The sequence below is a fragment of the Parabacteroides sp. AM08-6 genome (genome assembly GCF_003473295.1).
GTDB lineage: Bacteria > Bacteroidota > Bacteroidia > Bacteroidales > Tannerellaceae > Parabacteroides.
This window is the reverse complement of sequence record NZ_QRMP01000006.1, coordinates 33,852-52,975: the sequence shown is the minus strand read 5'-3', so window position 1 is coordinate 52,975 and position 19,124 is coordinate 33,852. Positions and strand designations below refer to the sequence as shown.

The 19,124-nt window shown below is 40.6% G+C and carries 13 protein-coding genes; 11 read left to right on the top strand and 2 right to left on the bottom strand.

The window, feature by feature from the left end:
- Window positions 1–39 precede the first annotated feature (39 nt).
- The 7 genes from DW103_RS06435 to DW103_RS06410 all read left to right on the top strand — a co-directional run bounded on the left by DW103_RS06435 (window position 40) and on the right by DW103_RS06410 (window position 12,973).
- Window positions 40–1,218, top strand: coding sequence for an ATP-binding protein (locus DW103_RS06435; RefSeq protein ID WP_122274843.1), 1,179 nt, complete (start codon window positions 40–42; stop codon window positions 1,216–1,218).
- A 30-nt stretch (window positions 1,219–1,248) separates the two neighbouring features.
- Window positions 1,249–4,800, top strand: coding sequence for a pyruvate:ferredoxin (flavodoxin) oxidoreductase (gene nifJ / locus DW103_RS06430; protein WP_122274842.1), 3,552 nt, complete (start codon window positions 1,249–1,251; stop codon window positions 4,798–4,800).
- A gap of 181 nt (window positions 4,801–4,981) precedes the next feature.
- Complete coding sequence (locus DW103_RS06425) at window positions 4,982–5,758, top strand: Cof-type HAD-IIB family hydrolase (protein WP_122274841.1); 777 nt, start codon at window positions 4,982–4,984, stop codon at window positions 5,756–5,758.
- A gap of 237 nt (window positions 5,759–5,995) precedes the next feature.
- Window positions 5,996–6,154 carry a hypothetical protein gene (locus DW103_RS18240; protein WP_199652982.1) on the top strand — a complete coding sequence of 53 codons (159 nt, stop codon included), beginning with the start codon at window positions 5,996–5,998 and terminating at the stop codon, window positions 6,152–6,154.
- A gap of 303 nt (window positions 6,155–6,457) precedes the next feature.
- Window positions 6,458–7,456 (top strand): M28 family metallopeptidase, encoded by a 999-nt coding sequence (locus DW103_RS06420; protein ID WP_122274901.1) that lies wholly within the window; start codon window positions 6,458–6,460, stop codon window positions 7,454–7,456.
- A 360-nt stretch (window positions 7,457–7,816) separates the two neighbouring features.
- Entirely contained in the window at window positions 7,817–10,990 is a 3,174-nt protein-coding gene (locus DW103_RS06415) for a SusC/RagA family TonB-linked outer membrane protein (RefSeq protein ID WP_122274840.1), read from the top strand.
- Window positions 10,991–11,053: 63 nt separating this feature from the next.
- Entirely contained in the window at window positions 11,054–12,973 is a 1,920-nt protein-coding gene (locus DW103_RS06410) for a SusD/RagB family nutrient-binding outer membrane lipoprotein (protein ID WP_122274839.1), read from the top strand.
- Window positions 12,974–13,276: 303 nt separating this feature from the next.
- On the opposite strand, the gene DW103_RS06405 is transcribed toward DW103_RS06410, so the two are convergent.
- A complete protein-coding gene (locus DW103_RS06405) occupies window positions 13,277–14,110 on the bottom strand; it encodes an endonuclease VIII (protein ID WP_122274838.1) in 834 nt (277 codons plus the stop codon).
- 260 nt (window positions 14,111–14,370) lie between these two features.
- Here DW103_RS06405 and DW103_RS06400 point away from each other — a divergent pair, with 260 nt between their 5' ends.
- Both DW103_RS06400 and DW103_RS06395 read left to right on the top strand, forming a co-directional pair.
- Window positions 14,371–15,582: a radical SAM protein gene (locus DW103_RS06400; RefSeq protein ID WP_122274837.1), complete on the top strand. Its 1,212-nt coding sequence runs from the start codon at window positions 14,371–14,373 to the stop codon at window positions 15,580–15,582.
- A gap of 20 nt (window positions 15,583–15,602) precedes the next feature.
- Window positions 15,603–16,844, top strand: a complete 1,242-nt coding sequence (locus DW103_RS06395; RefSeq protein WP_122274836.1) for a glycosyltransferase — start codon at window positions 15,603–15,605, stop codon at window positions 16,842–16,844.
- A gap of 144 nt (window positions 16,845–16,988) precedes the next feature.
- Here DW103_RS06395 and fabD read toward each other — a convergent pair whose 3' ends face one another.
- Window positions 16,989–17,870: an ACP S-malonyltransferase gene (gene fabD / locus DW103_RS06390; RefSeq protein ID WP_122274835.1), complete on the bottom strand. Its 882-nt coding sequence runs from the start codon at window positions 17,868–17,870 to the stop codon at window positions 16,989–16,991.
- 140 nt (window positions 17,871–18,010) lie between these two features.
- Between fabD and DW103_RS06385 the strand changes: the two genes are divergently transcribed.
- Together DW103_RS06385 and tatC are read left to right on the top strand one after the other, a co-directional pair.
- Window positions 18,011–18,205: a twin-arginine translocase TatA/TatE family subunit gene (locus DW103_RS06385; RefSeq protein ID WP_122274834.1), complete on the top strand. Its 195-nt coding sequence runs from the start codon at window positions 18,011–18,013 to the stop codon at window positions 18,203–18,205.
- A gap of 6 nt (window positions 18,206–18,211) precedes the next feature.
- Window positions 18,212–19,093, top strand: a complete 882-nt coding sequence (gene tatC / locus DW103_RS06380) for a twin-arginine translocase subunit TatC (protein WP_122274833.1) — start codon at window positions 18,212–18,214, stop codon at window positions 19,091–19,093.
- Window positions 19,094–19,124: the final 31 nt, after the last annotated feature.

The following is a 19,124-nucleotide window of genomic DNA, read 5'->3' as shown; positions in this document are numbered from 1 at the left end:
TAATTTTCAAATATCATATTTCAATTATCCAAAGAGAAGGTGGAGGCATTCTTTAAAACACATAAATATCTGGTAGAACACTTGTATTCGCCTGTCCGTAGAGGGTTTATGGATGAGATTGACTGGAATGACCGGTTAATCGGCATAAAAGGTTCTCGCGGAGTGGGGAAAACTACATTTCTTTTGGATTATGCCCGTGAGCATTTTGGGGCGGATAATAAAGAGTGCCTTTATATCAATTTGAATCATTTTTATTTTACGGAACGGACATTGGTTGACTTTGCCGCTGAATTCAGGGCAAAAGGAGGCAAGGTGTTGCTGATAGACCAAGTGTTTAAATATTCGGGGTGGTCGAAAGAGCTTCGTTATTGTTATGATAATTTTACGGATTTGAAAATTATCTTTTCCGGTTCGTCCGTAATGCGGTTGAAGGAAGAAAACCCGGATTTGTCGGGAAAGGTTGTTTCTTATAACTTGCGTGGTTTTTCATTTCGTGAGTTTTTTAATTTGATGTCGGGTAATAATTTCCCGGCTTATTCGTTTGAAGAAATACTGGCTAATCATCAGGAAATAGCGAAAGATATCTGTTCGATTGCTAAACCGATGGCATATTTTCAGGATTATCTGCATCATGGTTTCTATCCGTTTTTTCTGGAGAAACGCAATTTTTCGGAGAATTTGCTGAAAACCATGAATATGATGCTGGAAGTAGATGTGTTATACATTAAACAAATAGAGCAAAGCTATTTGCCGAAACTTCGTAAGCTGCTTTATCTGCTGGCTACGACAGCTCCTTGTACACCGAATGTAAGCCAGTTGAGTAAAGATATCGAAACGTCACGGGCTACCGTGATGAATTATATCAAGTATTTGGCTGATGCCCGTTTGGTGAACATACTTTATCCGGTGGGAGAATCATTTCCGAAAAAGCCGTCCAAAGTATATATGTATAACTCCAATCTGATGTATCCCATCCGTCCGATGGAGGTTAATATACAAGCAGTGCGCGAATCGTTCTTCTATAATCAGTTGTTGAAAGATAATAAACTGAACGAAGGGTGTAGGAACGCTCATTTTCTGGTGAATGGGAAATATAACTTCAGGATTGAAGAAAACATGAAAGTGAAGAACAATCCTGATTTGTATTATGCAGTCGATAAGGTTGAGGTTGGAGAAGACAATTTAATCCCGCTTTGGCTTTTTGGCTTTTTGTATTGAAATTTTTTTAAATACTAATAGTAAGAGTCTATGACAAAACAGAAGAAATTTTTAACCTGTGATGGTAACCAAGCTGCTGCACATATCTCCTATATGTTCAGTGAAGTTGCGGCTATTTATCCTATCACACCATCGTCTACAATGGCTGAATATGTAGACGAATGGGCTGCTGCCGGACGTAAGAATATTTTCGGCGAAACTGTAATGGTACAGGAAATGCAATCTGAAGGTGGTGCTGCCGGTGCAGTTCACGGTTCGTTGCAGGCAGGTGCCCTGACTACAACTTATACTGCTTCGCAGGGTTTGTTGTTGATGATACCGAATATGTACAAGATTGCAGGTGAATTGCTTCCTTGCGTATTTCATGTATCTGCTCGTACATTGGCTTCACATGCCCTGTGTATCTTTGGTGACCATCAAGATGTGATGTCTGCCCGTCAGACCGGTTTTGCTATGTTGGCTGAAGGTTCTGTACAGGAGGTTATGGACCTGGCTGGTGTTGCACATCTTTCTACAATCAAATCCCGTGTTCCTTTTGTGAACTTCTTCGATGGTTTCCGTACATCACATGAAATTCAGAAGATTGAGGCGTTGGAAAATGAAGATTTGGCTCCGCTTATCGATCAGAAGGCATTGGCTGAATTCCGTGCACGTGCCTTAAACCCGAAAACTCCGGTTGCCCGTGGTATGGCTGAAAATCCTGACCATTTCTTCCAACACAGAGAATCCAGCAACTCTTACTATGAAGCTGTTCCTGCTATCGTAGAAGAATATATGAATGAACTTTCCAAAATCACAGGCCGCAAATACGGTTTGTTCGATTACTATGGAGCTGAAGATGCAGAACGCGTCATTATTGCAATGGGTTCTGTTACGGAAGCTGCCCGTGAAGCTATCGACTACTTGATTGCTAAAGGTGAAAAAGTAGGTTTGGTTTCTGTTCATTTGTATCGTCCGTTCTCTGCTAAACATTTCCTGGCTGCTGTTCCTAAGACGGCTAAACGTATTGCTGTACTGGATCGTACAAAAGAACCGGGTGCTTTAGGTGAACCGTTGTATCTGGACGTAAAAGACTGCTATTATGGTTCGGAAAATGCTCCGGTTATCGTAGGTGGTCGTTATGGTCTGGGCTCGAAAGATACTACTCCGGCTCAGATACTTTCTGTATTTGAAAACCTGGCGTTGCCGATGCCGAAGAACCAATTCACACTGGGTATTGTGGATGATATAACATTTACTTCTCTGCCTCAGAAAGAAGAAATCGCTTTGGGGGGTGAAGGTATGTTCGAAGCTAAATTCTACGGTTTGGGAGCTGACGGTACTGTTGGTGCAAACAAGAACTCAGTGAAAATTATCGGTGATAATACAAATAAATATTGTCAGGCTTATTTCTCTTATGATTCTAAAAAATCAGGAGGTTTTACTTGTTCTCACCTGCGTTTCGGCGATCATCCTATCCGTTCTACTTATTTGGTAAATACACCGAACTTTGTAGCTTGTCATGTTCAGGCTTACCTGCGCATGTATGATGTGACTCGCGGTTTGCGTGAAAACGGTACATTCCTGTTGAATACGGTATGGAACGGCGAGGAACTGGCAAAACATTTGCCTAATCGTGTAAAACGTTATTTTGCTCAGAAAAATATTACGGTTTACTATATTAATGCTACTCAGATTGCTTTGGAAATTGGTTTGGGTAACCGTACCAATACTATTTTGCAGTCTGCTTTCTTCCGTATCACAGGCGTAATTCCTGTTGACTTGGCTGTAGAACAGATGAAGAAATTTATCGTGAAGTCTTACGGTAAGAAAGGACAGGATATTGTAGACAAGAATAATGCTGCTGTAGATCGTGGCGGCGAATACAATCAATTGACAGTAGATCCTGCTTGGGCTAATCTGCCTGATGATGAGGCTGCTGCAAACAATGATCCGGCATTCATCAACGAAGTGGTTCGTCCTATCAATGCACAGGATGGCGACTTATTGAAGGTTTCTGCTTTCAAAGGTATTGAGGACGGTACTTGGTATCAAGGTACTTCCAAGTATGAAAAACGTGGTGTGGCTGCATTTGTTCCGGTTTGGAACGAAGCTAACTGTATCCAATGTAATCAATGTGCATACGTTTGTCCTCATGCTTCTATCCGTCCGTTCGTATTGAATGATGAAGAACAGAAGGGTGCAAACTTTGCAATGTTGGATGTGAAGGCTCCGGCAACAATGAAGGGAATGAAGTTCCGTATTCAGGTTGATGTACTCGACTGTCTGGGTTGCGGTAACTGTGCTGATATTTGTCCGGGCTTCAAAGGCAATCAGGCATTGTCTATGGCTCCGCTGGAAAGTCAGTTGGCTGAGGCTGCAAATTGGGATTATTGTGTTGCCAACGTGAAAACTAAACAGAGCTTGGTAGATGTTAAATCTAACGTGAAGAATTCACAGTTCGCAACTCCGTTGTTTGAGTTCTCCGGCGCTTGTTCCGGTTGCGGTGAAACTCCGTACGTAAAACTGATTTCTCAGTTGTTTGGTGACCGTGAAATGGTGGCTAATGCTACAGGATGTTCTTCTATTTATTCCGGTTCTGTTCCTTCTACTCCGTATACAACCAACGAAAAAGGGGAAGGTCCTGCATGGGCAAACTCTTTGTTCGAAGATTTCTGCGAATTTGGTTTGGGTATGGAATTAGCTAACGAAAAGATGCGTGAGCGTATTGTGAAGCTGATGAATGTAATCCTTGAATCAGACAATGCTCCTGCAGAAGTAAAATCAGTTCTTTCTGCTTGGATTGAAAATAAAGAAGATGCGGAAAAGACAAAAGAACTGGCTCCTCAGGTAGAAGCTGTTATCGAACAGGGTATTGCTGCCGGCTGTAAAGTCTCTCCGCAACTGAAAGAGTTGACTCACTTCTTGGTAAAACGTTCACAGTGGATTATCGGTGGTGACGGTGCTTCTTACGATATCGGTTACGGTGGTCTTGACCATGTAATAGCTTCCGGTAAGAACGTAAACATTCTGGTTTTGGATACAGAAGTTTATTCGAATACAGGAGGTCAGTCTTCCAAGGCTACTCCGGTTGGTGCAATTGCTAAATTTGCTGCTTCCGGTAAGCGGGTTCGTAAAAAAGACTTGGGTCTGATGGCCACAACTTATGGCTATGTTTACGTGGCTCAGATTGCAATGGGTGCTGACCAAGCTCAGACATTGAAGGCTATCCGTGAAGCTGAAGCTTACGACGGTCCATCTTTGATTATCGCTTATGCTCCTTGTATCAATCACGGTTTGAAGAAAGGTATGGGTAAATCTCAGGCCGAAGAAAAAGAAGCTGTTGCATGTGGTTACTGGCATCTGTGGCGTTACAATCCTGCTTTGGAAGCTGAAGGAAAGAACCCGTTCATTCTGGATTCTAAGGAACCGGATTGGAGTAAGTTCCAGGATTTCCTGAAAGGTGAAGTTCGTTTCGCATCTGTAGCTAAACAATATCCGGCTGAAGCCGCTGAACTGTTTGCTGCTGCTGAAGAAAATGCTAAATGGCGTTTGCGTAGTTACAAGCGTATGGCTGCAGAGAACTGGGCTGTAGAAGAATAATTGACTTTGTGAATAAAAGGAAATTCGTTTCCTTATAAGATAGAAAAGACGGGATTATCAAAAGATGGTCTCGTCTTTTTGTTTATTATTAAATAAAAACTATCATATTTTCCGTAACCTTAGGTAATCCGTATTTATTCTTACCTTTGTCAAAATTTTTTTAAGGTAAAGAGTTTAGGTTATGATTAAGGCAGTTTTTTTTGATATCGACGGAACGTTGGTCAGTTTTAAGACTCATGTTGTTCCCAAGTCGACTATCCATGCGCTTGAATTATTGAAGAAAAAAGGAATTAAAGTATTTATCGCTACCGGCCGTCATCGCAGTTCCATTAATAATTTGGGCAATCTCGAGTTTGACGGTTATGTGACGTTGAATGGCGGTTATGTTTTTGCTGGAAAAAACGATGTGATTTATAAACATTGTATTTCGGATAAGGATATTGAATCGTTGGTACGCTATCAGGAACAGGAAGGCGAGTTCCCATGCGCTTTTGTACAGGAAAACGAGATATTCATGAATTATAGGGATAAAGCGGTGAATGACGTGTTTCATTTGCTGAATTTTCCTGCTCCCCCAATTCGTCCGATAGAAGATATATATGGAAAAACTGTTTATCAGTTGATTGCTTTTTTTACGGCGGAGCAGGAAAAACGTATAATGAAAGTTTTGTCTCATTGTGAATCCACGCGGTGGAACCCGTTGTTTACGGATGTTGTACCGCAAGGGAGTAGCAAACGTGTCGGTATCGACAAGATGTTGGAACATTTTCATATCGACTTGGATGAGTGCATGGCTTTTGGCGATGGAGGCAATGATATCCAAATGCTTAGTCATGTCGGTATTGGTGTGGCAATGGGAAATGCTACTGAAGAGGTCATGAAGTCGGCCGATTATGTGACGACTTCTGTTGATGAGAACGGTATCTATAATGCTCTGAAACATTTCAATATAATTTGAACCCGTTTGATGGAGCGAGGGGTACTTTGCGCATAAAAAGCGGTTTTATATCGCTTTGAGTGCTAAACAAAGCTTTCTCAAACTTAAAAAAATCAAAACACGTAAATAATTTATATGTTTTACAGCATTATTATGAAGAAAGTTTGTATATTTGCATCGTAAAACAAAGAGAAAAAGAAAGTTTGGGTTTATTATTAACAGCTCTTCAAGCGTGAGGAGCATAAATAGAGTAAAATTATGATGATGAATGAAAATGAAAAAAGTATGCGTACTTTAGCGATGTTGCGTTATCAGGCTGAACGCTATCAGTCAGTTGGAAATGGTTCCATGTGTCAACGGTTGAATACTGAAATTCGCCGCTTAATGAACCAAATGAGCGAAAGCTCTAAAAATTGAGAATTAATAGAGTAAATAAATTTTGATGTAGTCTCTTCACCCGTGTCTTCGAAAAAGACAGGTGAGAGATAGATGTAGAGGACATTCGACGCTGAGAGATAGCGGAGTTTGGCCTTTTTTTATTTTTATCTCCCTTCCTATTGTCTTCTTTCTGTATTTCCTGAAATATGAACTAATCCAAATGAGAAAAGCTACCATCTCTTTTTTACCTCTTTCTTGAGTTTATTTGCATTTTATGGGTAGATGGCATCCGGTTTGAAATATTATCTTTGTAATTTGAAATCTATAAAACACAATAATAAAATGAGAAAAGCAGGATTTTTTTTAATATCTATTGCACTGGGTACGACATTATGGGCACAGTCGCCTGAGCAAAAAGGACTGGACGTCATAAATAAGGAAAATGCAGAAGCTTATATAGACTTTTTGGCAAGCGATGAATTGGAAGGGCGCGAAGCGGGTTTCCGAGGCGGTCGTGTAGCCGGTGAATACATTGTTTCAAATCTGAAGACATTAGGCATACAACCGTTGTTTGCTTCTTATTATCAGCCTTTTGACGCCTATAACAAGGAAAGGCAAAAAAGGGGACGTTTTCAGGTTCATCCGGATTCGATAGCTAAGTTGAAGCAGGAGGTGCATCAGAAATTATCCATGCGGAATATACTGGGAAAGATTGAAGGAAAAAATCCGGATGAATATGTGATTATCGGTGCACACTATGATCATTTGGGAATTGACCCAATATTGGATGGCGACCAGATTTATAATGGTGCCGACGATAACGCCTCCGGCGTTTCGGCTGTTTTGCAAGTAGCGAAAGCTTTTCTGGCAACAGGTGTGCAACCGGAGCGAACTGTGATTTTTGCTTTTTGGGATGGCGAAGAGAAAGGCTTACTGGGGTCGAAATATTTCGTACAAAACTTTTCTGAGATAAATAAAGTGAAGGGGTATCTGAATTACGACATGATTGGTCGCAACAATAACGAAGCCAAGCCGACGCATGTGGTTTATTTTTATACCGAAGCGCATCCTGTATTTGGGGAGTGGTTGAAAAATGATATTAAAAAGTATCATTTAGATTTGGCACCGGATTATCGTCCTTGGGACAAACCGGTGGGAGGAAGTGATAATGCCTCGTTTGCCTTGTTGGATATTCCGGTTATTTGGTATCATACGGACGGACATCCTGATTATCATATGCCAAGTGATCATGTAGAAAAGATAAACTGGAACAAATTGGTCGATATAACAAAAGCCTCTTTCCTGAATATGTGGAATCTGGCAAATGAGAAGAGTTATTAGTAGGTATGTTATATTGGGGCAGTTTATTTCGGAATCTTCTTCATAAGTAAAAGTTAATTTATTAGTTTAATTGCCGCCAATCGGTCTTTTTCAGATGACTGGTTGGCGGCTTTTTTATTTTTTGTATTCAAATTAAAAAAATATATATAGGATTTCCCCGTATTTTTATTCCCTATATTTTTACTCCCTTTATAAATCAATAGCTATCGTTCTTTTTTTACTATTCTTTTGAAATAACCGCCTTTTCCTGGAAAGTTAAATACAAAAACAACTTCTCTTTTTTTGTGTTACATATATCAAAAAAGACGTTGGTTTTAGCCAAGATATTATATCATATAAATTAAACAAAAAACATCAGTTATGTTGAAAAGAATTAAACCTGTCAGCATGATACTGCTTGCGGGTACACTTTGTTTCTCCGGAAACTTGTATGCTACTCCCGACGCAGGAAGTCCGGTTACTGACATTTCCCAGCAGAATGATAAAGTATCGGGAGTTGTAGAGGATGCTTTAGGTCCGGTTGCCGGTGCATCTGTTATCATAAAAGGAACAACAAATGGAACTATGACCGATATGGATGGTAATTTTACTCTTGAAAGATTGAAGAAAGGTGATATCATTCAGGTCTCTTTTCTAGGTTTTGTGACTCAGGAAATTCCTTATACAGGACAAGCTACGCTGACTATTCATCTTGAAGAAGATACACAGATGATTGACGAGGTGGTTGTGACGGCTTTGGGTATGAAACGCGATAAGAAAGCGTTAGGATATGCTATGCAGGAATTGAAAGGGGAGGATTTGCTATCTTCCAGGGAACCAAATCTGGCTAATTCCTTATCCGGTAAGGTTTCCGGTTTACAGATTGTCCGTTCCAGCAATGGAGTAGGAGGTTCTTCTAAAATTGTACTTCGTGGTAATAGTTCGTTGACCGGTAGTAATCAGCCGCTTATTGTTGTGGATGGTACACCGATGGATAACTTTACCGGTGGTGTGGATGATGTCTGGGGGAATTCCGGGGCCGATATGGGTAACGGACTTTCGGATATTAATCCTGAAGATATAGAGTCTATGACTGTTCTGAAAGGAGCTTCGGCTGCCGCTTTGTATGGTTCGCGTGCCGGTAACGGAGTCATCCTGATTACTACCAAATCCGGCCGGCAAAATGAAGGCTTAGGTATTACTGTTAATGCAGGTATCACAACCGAGTCTATTTTCTTGAAACCTCATATGCAGAATAGTTTTGGGCAGGGTTCTGTCGGTATTTACGACAATCAGTCCCGTTTTAGTTGGGGACCGAAAGCTGAAGGACAAATAGTAACCGACTGGCTTGGACGTGAAGTCCCTCTTCGTACTTATGATAATATTGATGCTTTTTTCCATACCGGGACTTCTTTTAATGAAGGGGTTAGTTTTCAGCAAAATATTAACGGAACATCTGTTTTCACCTCTATTAATCGTTCGGATGATGCCGGTATCACACCCGAATCAAAATTGAACAAGACGAATATTACTTTGCGTGCCACTACGTTCCTGGACAAAGGTGAGAAATGGAAAGTCGATGCCAAAGTGAATTATGTAAATATGAATGCTCACAATCGCCCTATTCAAGGGGTTAATCCTTCAAATGCATTTAGTACGATTTACAATTTACCACGTTCTTTGAATGTGGCGGAATTTAAGCGTTGTGTGGATGAAGAAGGCAATATGATTTGGTGGGATGCTTCCAAGAACCCACAGGAAAACCCGTACTGGGTTACCAAATATCGTCAGAATAATGATACTCGAAACCGTTTATTGGGAAATGTATCATTGAAATATGCACCTACCACTTGGTTTGATATTGAACTTCGCGGAGGTACAGACTACTATACAACCACTAAAAATGAGAAAATATATGCCGGAGGCAATACAACTCCACGTGGCTTGTATAACGAAGGCTCCGAAACATTTTACGAAAATAATTATAGTTTTCTGGCTACGGCTCGTAAGGATAATTTGTTGAGTAATCTGGGTGGTTTCGTTACTTTCGGCGGTAATCTGATGATGCAGAAAAGAACTAAAATGGATGCTTCTGCCGGCGAATTATTAGTACCGAACCTTTTTTCTCTGAATAATGGCGTAAATAAGCCGACTGTCAAATCCGAGCTGACTCGCCGTAAGATGAATTCATTGTATGGTTCTTTGCAATTGAATTGGGATGGTTACCTGTTTTTGGATGTAACGGCTCGCAGCGATTGGTCGTCCACCATGTCGAAAGCTAACCGTTCTTATTTCTATCCTTCTGTAAGCTTATCCGGTGTTATCTCGGATATGTTACCTAAAATCGGGGGTAGCATGCCGGAATGGTTCACATTTGCCAAAGTAAGAGCTTCTTATGCTGAAGTAGGGAATGATTTGGATCCTTATCAATTGTATAATAATTATACAGTGAGTAAAGATGAAAATGGAAATACGATTGCAGCTCCCGGTACGGTTTTGTATGATGCGAATGTACGGAGCGAGTTGATTAAATCATGGGAAGCCGGTTTTGATATCCGTTTTCTGAATAATCGTTTGGGACTTGATTTTGCTTGGTATAAAACGAATGCTACCCGTCAGTTGCTGGATTTGCCGATGGACCCGTTTTCCGGCTATAGTTCCCGTAAAGTGAATGCCGGTAATATCCAAAATGAAGGTTTGGAAATATCGTTGAACGGTTCTATTATCCAGAGTGCAAATCCGCAAGGATTCAACTGGAATGCAACAGCACAATTCTCTTTGAACCGGAATAAAATTATAGATTTGTATCCGGGAGTTACTTTATATGACATCAAAACGTTGGATGCTATCCAGATAGTCGCTGCTCAGGGTAGTTATTATGGCGACATTTACGGTCAAACTTTCTTGCGCGTAACAGATAAAAACAGTCCCTATTATGGGAAAATTATCGTAGGAGATGATGGTTTGCCGCTAATCTCGACTGATAAAAGTAAAGTTGGAAACCAGAGTCCTGATTGGATGTTGGGGTTGACGAATAATTTCTCTTATAAAGGTTTTAATTTAAGTTTTCTGATAGATTTCCGTATAGGCGGCGATCTTTATTCTGCAACCGCTTCCAACTTATACATCCGCGGTAATGCAGCCGGTACGGTAGTAAATGGTGAACGTCAGAATTTTGTTGTTCCGAACTCGGTTATACAGAAGGAGGAGGGATATGTGGAAAATAATGTTCCTGTCACGCATCAGAATTATTGGGAACGTATTGGTTCGACCGGTAATTACGGTTTGCCTGAAGTCTTTACCTATGATGCAACTAACATTCGTCTGCGTAATATTACACTTGGATACGACTTTAATCGTACGATGTTGAAAAAGACTCCGTTCCAACGTTTGCGCCTTTCTGCTACCTGTAACAATGTATGGATGATTCATTACAATCTTCCGGGTATAGATCCCGAATCAGTATCGGCAACCAACACCAATGCTACCGGTTTTGAAAACGGGGCTGCTCCGACAAGCCGCTCATGTACATTTAACGTGACGGTAGGATTTTAAGTAATCTCTAAATCCGGAGACAATTATTGTCTAATCATAAATTAATAAAAGAAACAATATAATATGAACACGAAAAATAGATTCTTGGCAGGCTTGTTCTTACTGGTCGTTTTGTTTTCTTCCTGTAACGATTTCCAGGAGATAAATGAAGACCCGAACCAGGTGGACGAAAGTAAAGTGAAGCCTGAATGGTTCTTGAATGGTTCTGTCATTGGCGACCAGATGAACCCTGAAATTGCCGAACGTATTTTTATCATTACCTGGAATCGCGCTTCCCGTTTTAATCGGGGAAGTGGTTTTACCATAGGTACGGATAATAATGATTATATGACTCTTTATTTGGGAAACAGTTATTCCGTAAAGTGGTTGAATCTGGCTACCAAAGCTGTTCAATTGGGTGAAAAGAAAGTGGCAGATGGTGAAGCCGAACTTTTTCCTTATTATAAAAATGTGATTCAAATGGCCCGTATCTGGCGTGCTTATCTGAATTCGGAAGTTTCCGACGGTTTTGGTCCTATTCCGGCTCTGGATGCTTTTTCCGGTGTTCCGGCGGAGTATAATAGTGTAGAGGAAATCTATAGCTTTATCCTAAAAGAATTGAAAGAAGCGGAAGCGGCTCTGGACCCCTCTATCGATATGTCGGATATGGCAAACGAAGATGCTTTTTATGCCGGAAATGTAAATATGTGGAAAAAGTATGCCAATTCCCTGCGTATGCGTCTTGCCATGCGTATTGTGAATGCGAATCCGGCTTTGGCACAGGCGGAATTTGAAGATGCTGCTTCAAAAGGATATATATCCTCCTTGTCTGAACTGGCAGGCGTACAGGAAAAAGATGGTTGGAGCGATTTGACCAGTGTTATGTCCCGTACTTGGAATGCACAGGCAATGTCGGTGACATTTAAGAATTTGGTTGTTGGTTTGGGTAATATCGAATTTCCCCTTCCGGACTCGCTTAAATCTCATTTGAAAAATCCGCGTACTTATATGGGATTGTATCTGGATAAACATTTTCCGCTTACAACGAATGATCCGTGTGCCGGATTCTATTTTGACGGTATTCCGCAATATGTAGATCCGCGTGCCCCGAAATTGTTTAGTGTTGTGGGATGGGACGATGGCGTTGTTTATTCTGATTATATAGGAGCAGCCAGTGAGGTACAACCGGTTAATTTGTTAAATCCGGATGATAATACCAAGCCTATGCTGACGATTAATCCGAAATATACATGGGGCACTTGGGTTGCCGGTGAATGGGATATCAAAGGAGGTTTAGTCAGTGAATTGACCGGAAAGAATTATAACTATCCTTCCCTCTCCAAACAGTATCGTATGAGTACCCGGAAACGTGTTTATTTCGGACCGTGGGAAAGTTATTTTTTGTTGGCTGAGGCGGCTGTACGCGGTTGGAATGTGCCGGGAACAGCAAAATCGAATTATGATAATGGTGTAACATCTAGTTTCGAATATCAGGGTCTGTTGAGCGAAGTGGATGATTATCTGGCGTCTACCGAATATAACCGTATCGGAACGTCCGTAAATTTCAATCATACTACAGAAGCTAAATCTTATACGGTTAATTATATCGACCCCTATACGAAAGAGAATAAAACAATGACTTATAATTATCCGAAAAACTCAATCTATCGGGGTGGGGCGTACAATAACGATGCCATGACAAAGATTTTTACGCAAAAATATATAGCCCAGATGCCTTGGTTACCGGAAGAAGTCTGGAGCGATCATCGTCGTATCGGATTGCCTTTCTTTGAAAATCAGGCCGTTGAGAAAGATTACAACCCCTTGAACCAAGTCCCGCTGACTGTAGCCACTTCGAAAGAATGCCGTTTGGAATTTTATCCGAAGCGTTATCGTTATCCGGCTAATATTCAAACCAATAACATGGAGGGTTATAAAAAAGCCGTCGAACTGCTGGGTGGTCCGGATGTTGTCGGTACGGCTTTATGGTGGAGTTTAAAATAAAAAGTTTCTTCTTTAATTACATATTAACAGCGCTGTACATTTGCTTGTATGGCGCTGCTTAATTATTGAATATAAACAAGAAAGTGGAAATAGTGTCCGAACAATCGGTTGTGGATTCTCCCGATTATCAAAATGTCACTAGTAAGGCAACTAAATGGGATTAGTATGGCGGGTAAAATAAATTACCCGCACATGTAACTCTTTTTAATATATCAATCCGATTGTAAAACACTTAAAAGATGAACATTCTGTCACTCAGCAGAGGCAGGTCGGGAAGAGCCTATTTACAAGGTTCATGAAAAGTTACTTCTGACACTCAAAGCAATAATAAATACTTCCTCCCATGTAATTCTCTTTTCTTATTGCTTCCCCACAGACAGGACAAGGTTTTCCACAGGTATCTTTGGACAAAATAGGAAAATAATTCCCTTTTTTACCGAATAAATCTGTTTCGGAATTACGTCCTCCGGCCTGATATATCTCTTTTAATGTCGATTTGACGCAATGGAATAAGTTTTCTTTCTGGTTGTCTGTCAGTGTATTAATGCGTGTTTTGGGATGTAGACGGGCGTTGAACAGAATATCTTGCAGGACACCGTTGCCGAGACCCGGTATGGTTTGTTCCGTGGCCAGAAAAGCTTTTGCTGTCTTTTTCTGTTTTTCGTCACTATTTATCAGGGTTAAAAAATAATCGAGATTAAAAGCATCAGACATGACTTGTGGTTTGTTTTTGGCACTATCCCGGTAAGGAGTAAAGCTGCATTCGAATGAGTCTGCCGGAAAACACAGTATTCCGCCGTACATACGAACGGACCCTGTCAGGAAACTCTCATCTTCAAAACCGATTAACAATTGATGCTTGTCCGGAATTTTGTCGCCCGGCTTAAAATAGCGTAAATTAACTCCGTCGCCCAACAAAAGACGGCTATCTTCAATATCCGTTTCTAGCAGACCGCCATAAGCATGTGTAATACCGAATATTTTGCCGGTCAGCATATTACCGTAGTTTTCCGGATTACCGTAAAACCATGCAAACTTATGCGGAGTGTATCCGGCTGTCACAAAAGTAATCCTTTTTCCTTGAATAGTTTGATTCATTTGCTCTGCAATATAGAGCGCTTCCGGAGCTTCAATCATAATGACAATATTGTGTTGGTTTATTGAGTTTAATACGCATACAAACATACGAAAAATTATTAATAATCGGACATTCATTATTAAAGATAGCACTTGTTTGGTTGCTTTTTATGTCCAACCTTTGCATAGATTATACTAGAAAAATATAAAAATATGTTAGCAAGTCTATTATTCGGATTCTTATGCTACCTGCTTAGATTGGTAGTGAAAAATAAAGTCCGGATTATGCAAAAGCTAAAACAAAAAATGAATAGTAGAAAATGACAACAAAACGAACGAAAAGCTCATTTAGAGCGATGAGTAACAAACGTAAACTTGAATCTGTATTTCTTTTTGTGACAGGCCGTTGTAATGCCAAATGCGCTATGTGTTTCTATGCCGGCGAGATGGATAAAAAAGAAAAAGACCTTACTTTCGACGAAATCAAAAAAATATCCGAAACAGCCGGTGAATTTAACCGACTTTGGGTATCAGGAGGAGAACCTACTTTAAGAGAAGATTTACCTGAAATTCTGGAATTATTCTATAAAAATAATCATATAAAAGATGTCAATCTTCCAACCAACGGACTGAAACCAGACCGGGTCGTGGAATGGGTGGCGCGTTTTCGTAAAAATTGTCCCGAATGTAATATTAATTTAAGTATTTCTTTGGATGGATTTGGCAAAACTCATGATTTACAACGAGGGGTGCCCGGTAATTTTTATAAAGCATTGGAAACGCTCCGGAAGGTAGAGGAGCGTTTTGGCGATGATGGCAAAGTTTTGAAAAATATATCGACCGTTATTACAAAATATAATATCGACCAGGTTGAAGATTTTATGTTATGGATTTTTGCCCGTTTTCATACTTCCACGCATACAATAGAAGCTGCCAGGGGTATGACTCGTGATGACGGTATGAAGGTATTGACCGAACCGATACTCCGCAAATTGCAGGATAAAGTTTCTCCGGTATATTCGGCTTATGCAGAACGTATGGTGAAAGAAACAAGTGGTTTGAGAAAACCCATCACTCGTTTCTTTTATCTCGGCTTCATCCGTACATTATATAATGTGCGTGCCAGTAATATCGATAAGCCTACCCCTTGGGGGATGGATTGCACAGCCGGCGAAACCACGTTGGTGATAGATTATGACGGTCGTTTCCGTGCCTGCGAACTGCGTGAGCCGATTGGCAATGTGAAAGATTACGATTGCAATGTGGCCCGAATCATGCAGAGCGATGCGATGAAACAGGAAATCGCAGCTATCGGTCACGGTGCGAAAGCCAACTGTTGGTGTACACATGGCTGTTGGATAACATCCTCTGTCGTATTTAATCCTCGGAAGATGATAGGTTTGGTTTACAAGGGTTATCGTGAGACAAAAAAATTAAATCGCCCTTTATCGTTCGATGAAAAAATGTTACAGGGACTGGAAAATAAGTATGAACTCGACCGTAAAAAGTTAGAGGCATTGCAACAAATTTGAGAACGAAAGAATGTGATAAGATGAAAATACTTTTGGTAACAAGAGGTTCACAAGGAGATGTTTTTCCTTATCTGGCTGTCGCTTCAGAGCTTGTGAAGAGAGGACATGAGGTAACGGTCAATCTTCCCCGGATTTTCGAAAATGAAATTAAACCATATCATTTGCCATACGTTTTGCAGGATTTTGACGATATAGGTGGAATGATAGGAGAAGCGGCTGAAAAGTCACAGAAGTTTCGGCCTTTCCTGAAATGGATGCGAGCTGTTATAGACAAGCAATTCGAGCAATTAATTCCATTATTGGAACAGCATGATATATTAGTTTCCGCCAATACCGAGTTTGCAGCAACCAGTGTGGCTGAATATTGCCGTAAACCATTGATACGTACGGCTTTTGCTCCATTTCTTCCGGGAAAGAAAATTCCTCCGGCTGTGATGCCTTTTCCGAAACCTAATCCTATTGTTACACCTGCTGTTTTATGGGGACTGATGAACCGGATGACAAATTTTATGGTAAAAGGAACTATTAACCGTAAACGTGCCGAATATAATCTGCCGCCTATTGGGAATTTCGGTTATCATGCGGGTGAACATTCTTATAATTACCTGATGTTTAGCCAATATTTGGGCAGTATTGACCCGGATTGGCGTTTTAAGTGGAAAATTGGCGGTTATTGTTTTAATGATACATTCTCATATAATCAGGAGAAATACGATGAAATGATGGCCTTTGTCAATGCTTCTCGTACACCTATTGTCTTTTTTACATTGGGGAGTTGCAGTGCAAAGGATGGTAATCGTTTTTGTGAAATGCTTGCAACAATTGCTAAAAGGAATGATTACAGGCTGATAGTAGGAGCTGGTTGGGCTAAAACTGGTGTGAATCTGGAAAATAGCGATTACTTATACCTGATGAAAGACCCTGTGCCTCATACGTTAATTTTGCCTCATTGTGATGGAGTCATTCATCATGGTGGTTGCGGTACAACCCACAGTGCGAGCCGTGCCGGTAAACCTCAGTTGATTACACCGTTGATTATCGATCAGCCATATTGGGCCTATCGTATCCATCAGTTGGGAGTAGGTCCTGAGGCCGTTAAGATAGCGAAAGTGACGGAAAAAGAATTGGAGTATAAAGTCCGTGATTTAGTATCCAACCCCCTTTATAAGCAGAATGCGGTGCATCTTGGCAAACAGATAAGGAGCGAGAATGGAATTAATAATATGTGTGATTATATAGAAAGCATGTCTGTTGTAAAATAACCTATTTCTTATATTCGTAGTAAATGATTGCGGGATTGGCTTCCGGAGTCAAGTTCTTTTATTTAAAGTAAAAAGGCTATATTCCTATCTATCAGGTATAGAACTAGGAATATAGCCTTTTGGTTGGAAACTTACCTCTGGATATTATTGCATACCTTCGGTGGTAACTTCTTTATTGATTTTCTTAACCAATCCTTGTAGTACAGCCCCCGGACCCAATTCGATAAAATGATTGGCGCCATCGGCAATCATATTTTGAACACTTTGTGTCCAGCGAACCGGAGCTGTCAGCTGAGCAATCAAATTAGCTTTGATTGTCTCCGGACATGTTTCAGCTTTAGTACTTACATTTTGGTAAACCGGACAAACCGGATCTTTGATTGTTGTAGACTCGATTGCTGCAGCCAGTTCGGCGCGTGCCGGCTCCATCAATGGAGAATGGAATGCACCACCTACTTTCAGTTTCAGAGCACGCTTGGCACCGGCTGCCAACATTTTTTCGCAAGCCGCGTCAATACCGGGAACAGAACCGGAAATAACCAATTGTCCCGGGCAATTGTAGTTTGCACAAACAACGATTTCTCCATCGATACTTGCACAGATTTCTTCGACTTTTTCGTCGGGTAAAGCCAGAACGGCAGCCATGGTGGAAGGGGTTGCTTCACAGGCTTTTTGCATAGCCATAGCACGTTTCGATACCAGAACCAGACCGTCTTCAAATGACAAAGCTCCGGCAGCAACCAGTGCGGAGAACTCTCCTAATGAATGGCCGGCTGTCATATCGGGTTTAAACTGGTCTCCTAATGTTTTTGCGAGGATGACTGAATGTAAAAAAATGGCAGGTTGTGTCACTTTTGTCTGTCTTAGGTCTTCGTCAGTTCCTGTAAACATTAAGTCTGTTATGCGGAACCCCAGAATTTCATTGGCCTTCTCAAACATCTCTTTAGCAAGGGGATTGTTTTCGTAAAGGTCTTTACCCATTCCGACAAATTGTGCACCCTGACCGGGAAATACATACGCTTTCATTTTTCTAATCTTTTTCTAATTTCAGATTTTTAAGACGTCGCAAAGGTAATAATTTTGGAATAAGTGGGGTACTATTCATTACAAATTGTATCTTTGCCCCGTACAAAACAGAAATATTAACGATTTAATTTTATAATATCATGACAGATTTATTGTTTTTAGGAAATTTAGGTACAGGCGAAATCGTTATCATCGCCATTGTTGTGTTACTTCTTTTCGGTGGAAAGAAAATCCCGGAATTGATGAAAGGTATCGGTAAAGGTGTAAAGAACTTCAAGGACGGTGTAAAAGGTTTGGAAGACGACATTAAATTGGACGATACAGATAAGAAGTAAAGAAAGATGCAACAAGAAGAAATGTCATTCTGGGATCACCTGGAAGAACTTCGTTGGACTTTGTTTCGTTCTTTTTTAGCGCTCTTTGTTTTTGCCATAGGTACTTTTGCTTTTATGCGCGGTGAGAATGGTTTATTTAGCCGCGTTATCGAAGCTCCTTGTTCATCCGATTTTATTTTTTACAGATGGTTGTGTCATTTGAATGAATGGCTTGTGAATATAAGCCCGTGGTTCGATGTGTTGCCGGATTTCTGTAATGATGATTTCCATGTACAGATTTTTAATATAAAACTGGCTTCCCAGTTTTTTACTCATATGACGACCTCGTTCTGGTTGGCTCTTGTTCTTACGTTTCCGTATTTAATGTGGGAAATTTGGAAGTTTATAAGCCCGGCTTTGTATGAGAATGAGAAGAAAAATGTCAAATGGGTATTTTTGCTGGGAACAATCATGTTCTTTGTAGGATGTGCAGTCGGATATTTTATGGTATTTCCGATGACATTGCGTTTTTTGGCAACATATCAGTTGAGTTCTAATATTATAGAACAAGTGTCTTTGGATTCGTATATGGACAATTTCCTGATGTTGATTTTTGTGATGGGAATTGTTTTTGAAATGCCATTGGTTTCGTGGTTGTTATCGAAGATTGGGTTATTGAACCGCTCGTTCTTTCATAAATATAGGCGGCATGCGATTGTGGGTTTGTTGGTTGCGGCGGCATTCATCACTCCGAGTAGCGACCCGTTCACTTTAAGTATTGTATTTTTCCCGTTGTACGGATTGTTCGAACTGAGTGCTTTCTTTGTAAAGAAGGCTCCGAAAGAAGATGATGAAGACGAGGAGGAAGATCAGGAGGAAAGTGAAAATACAGAAGTCGTAACAGTCTGACGACGAGAGCAAATGAAAAATAACCGAGAGG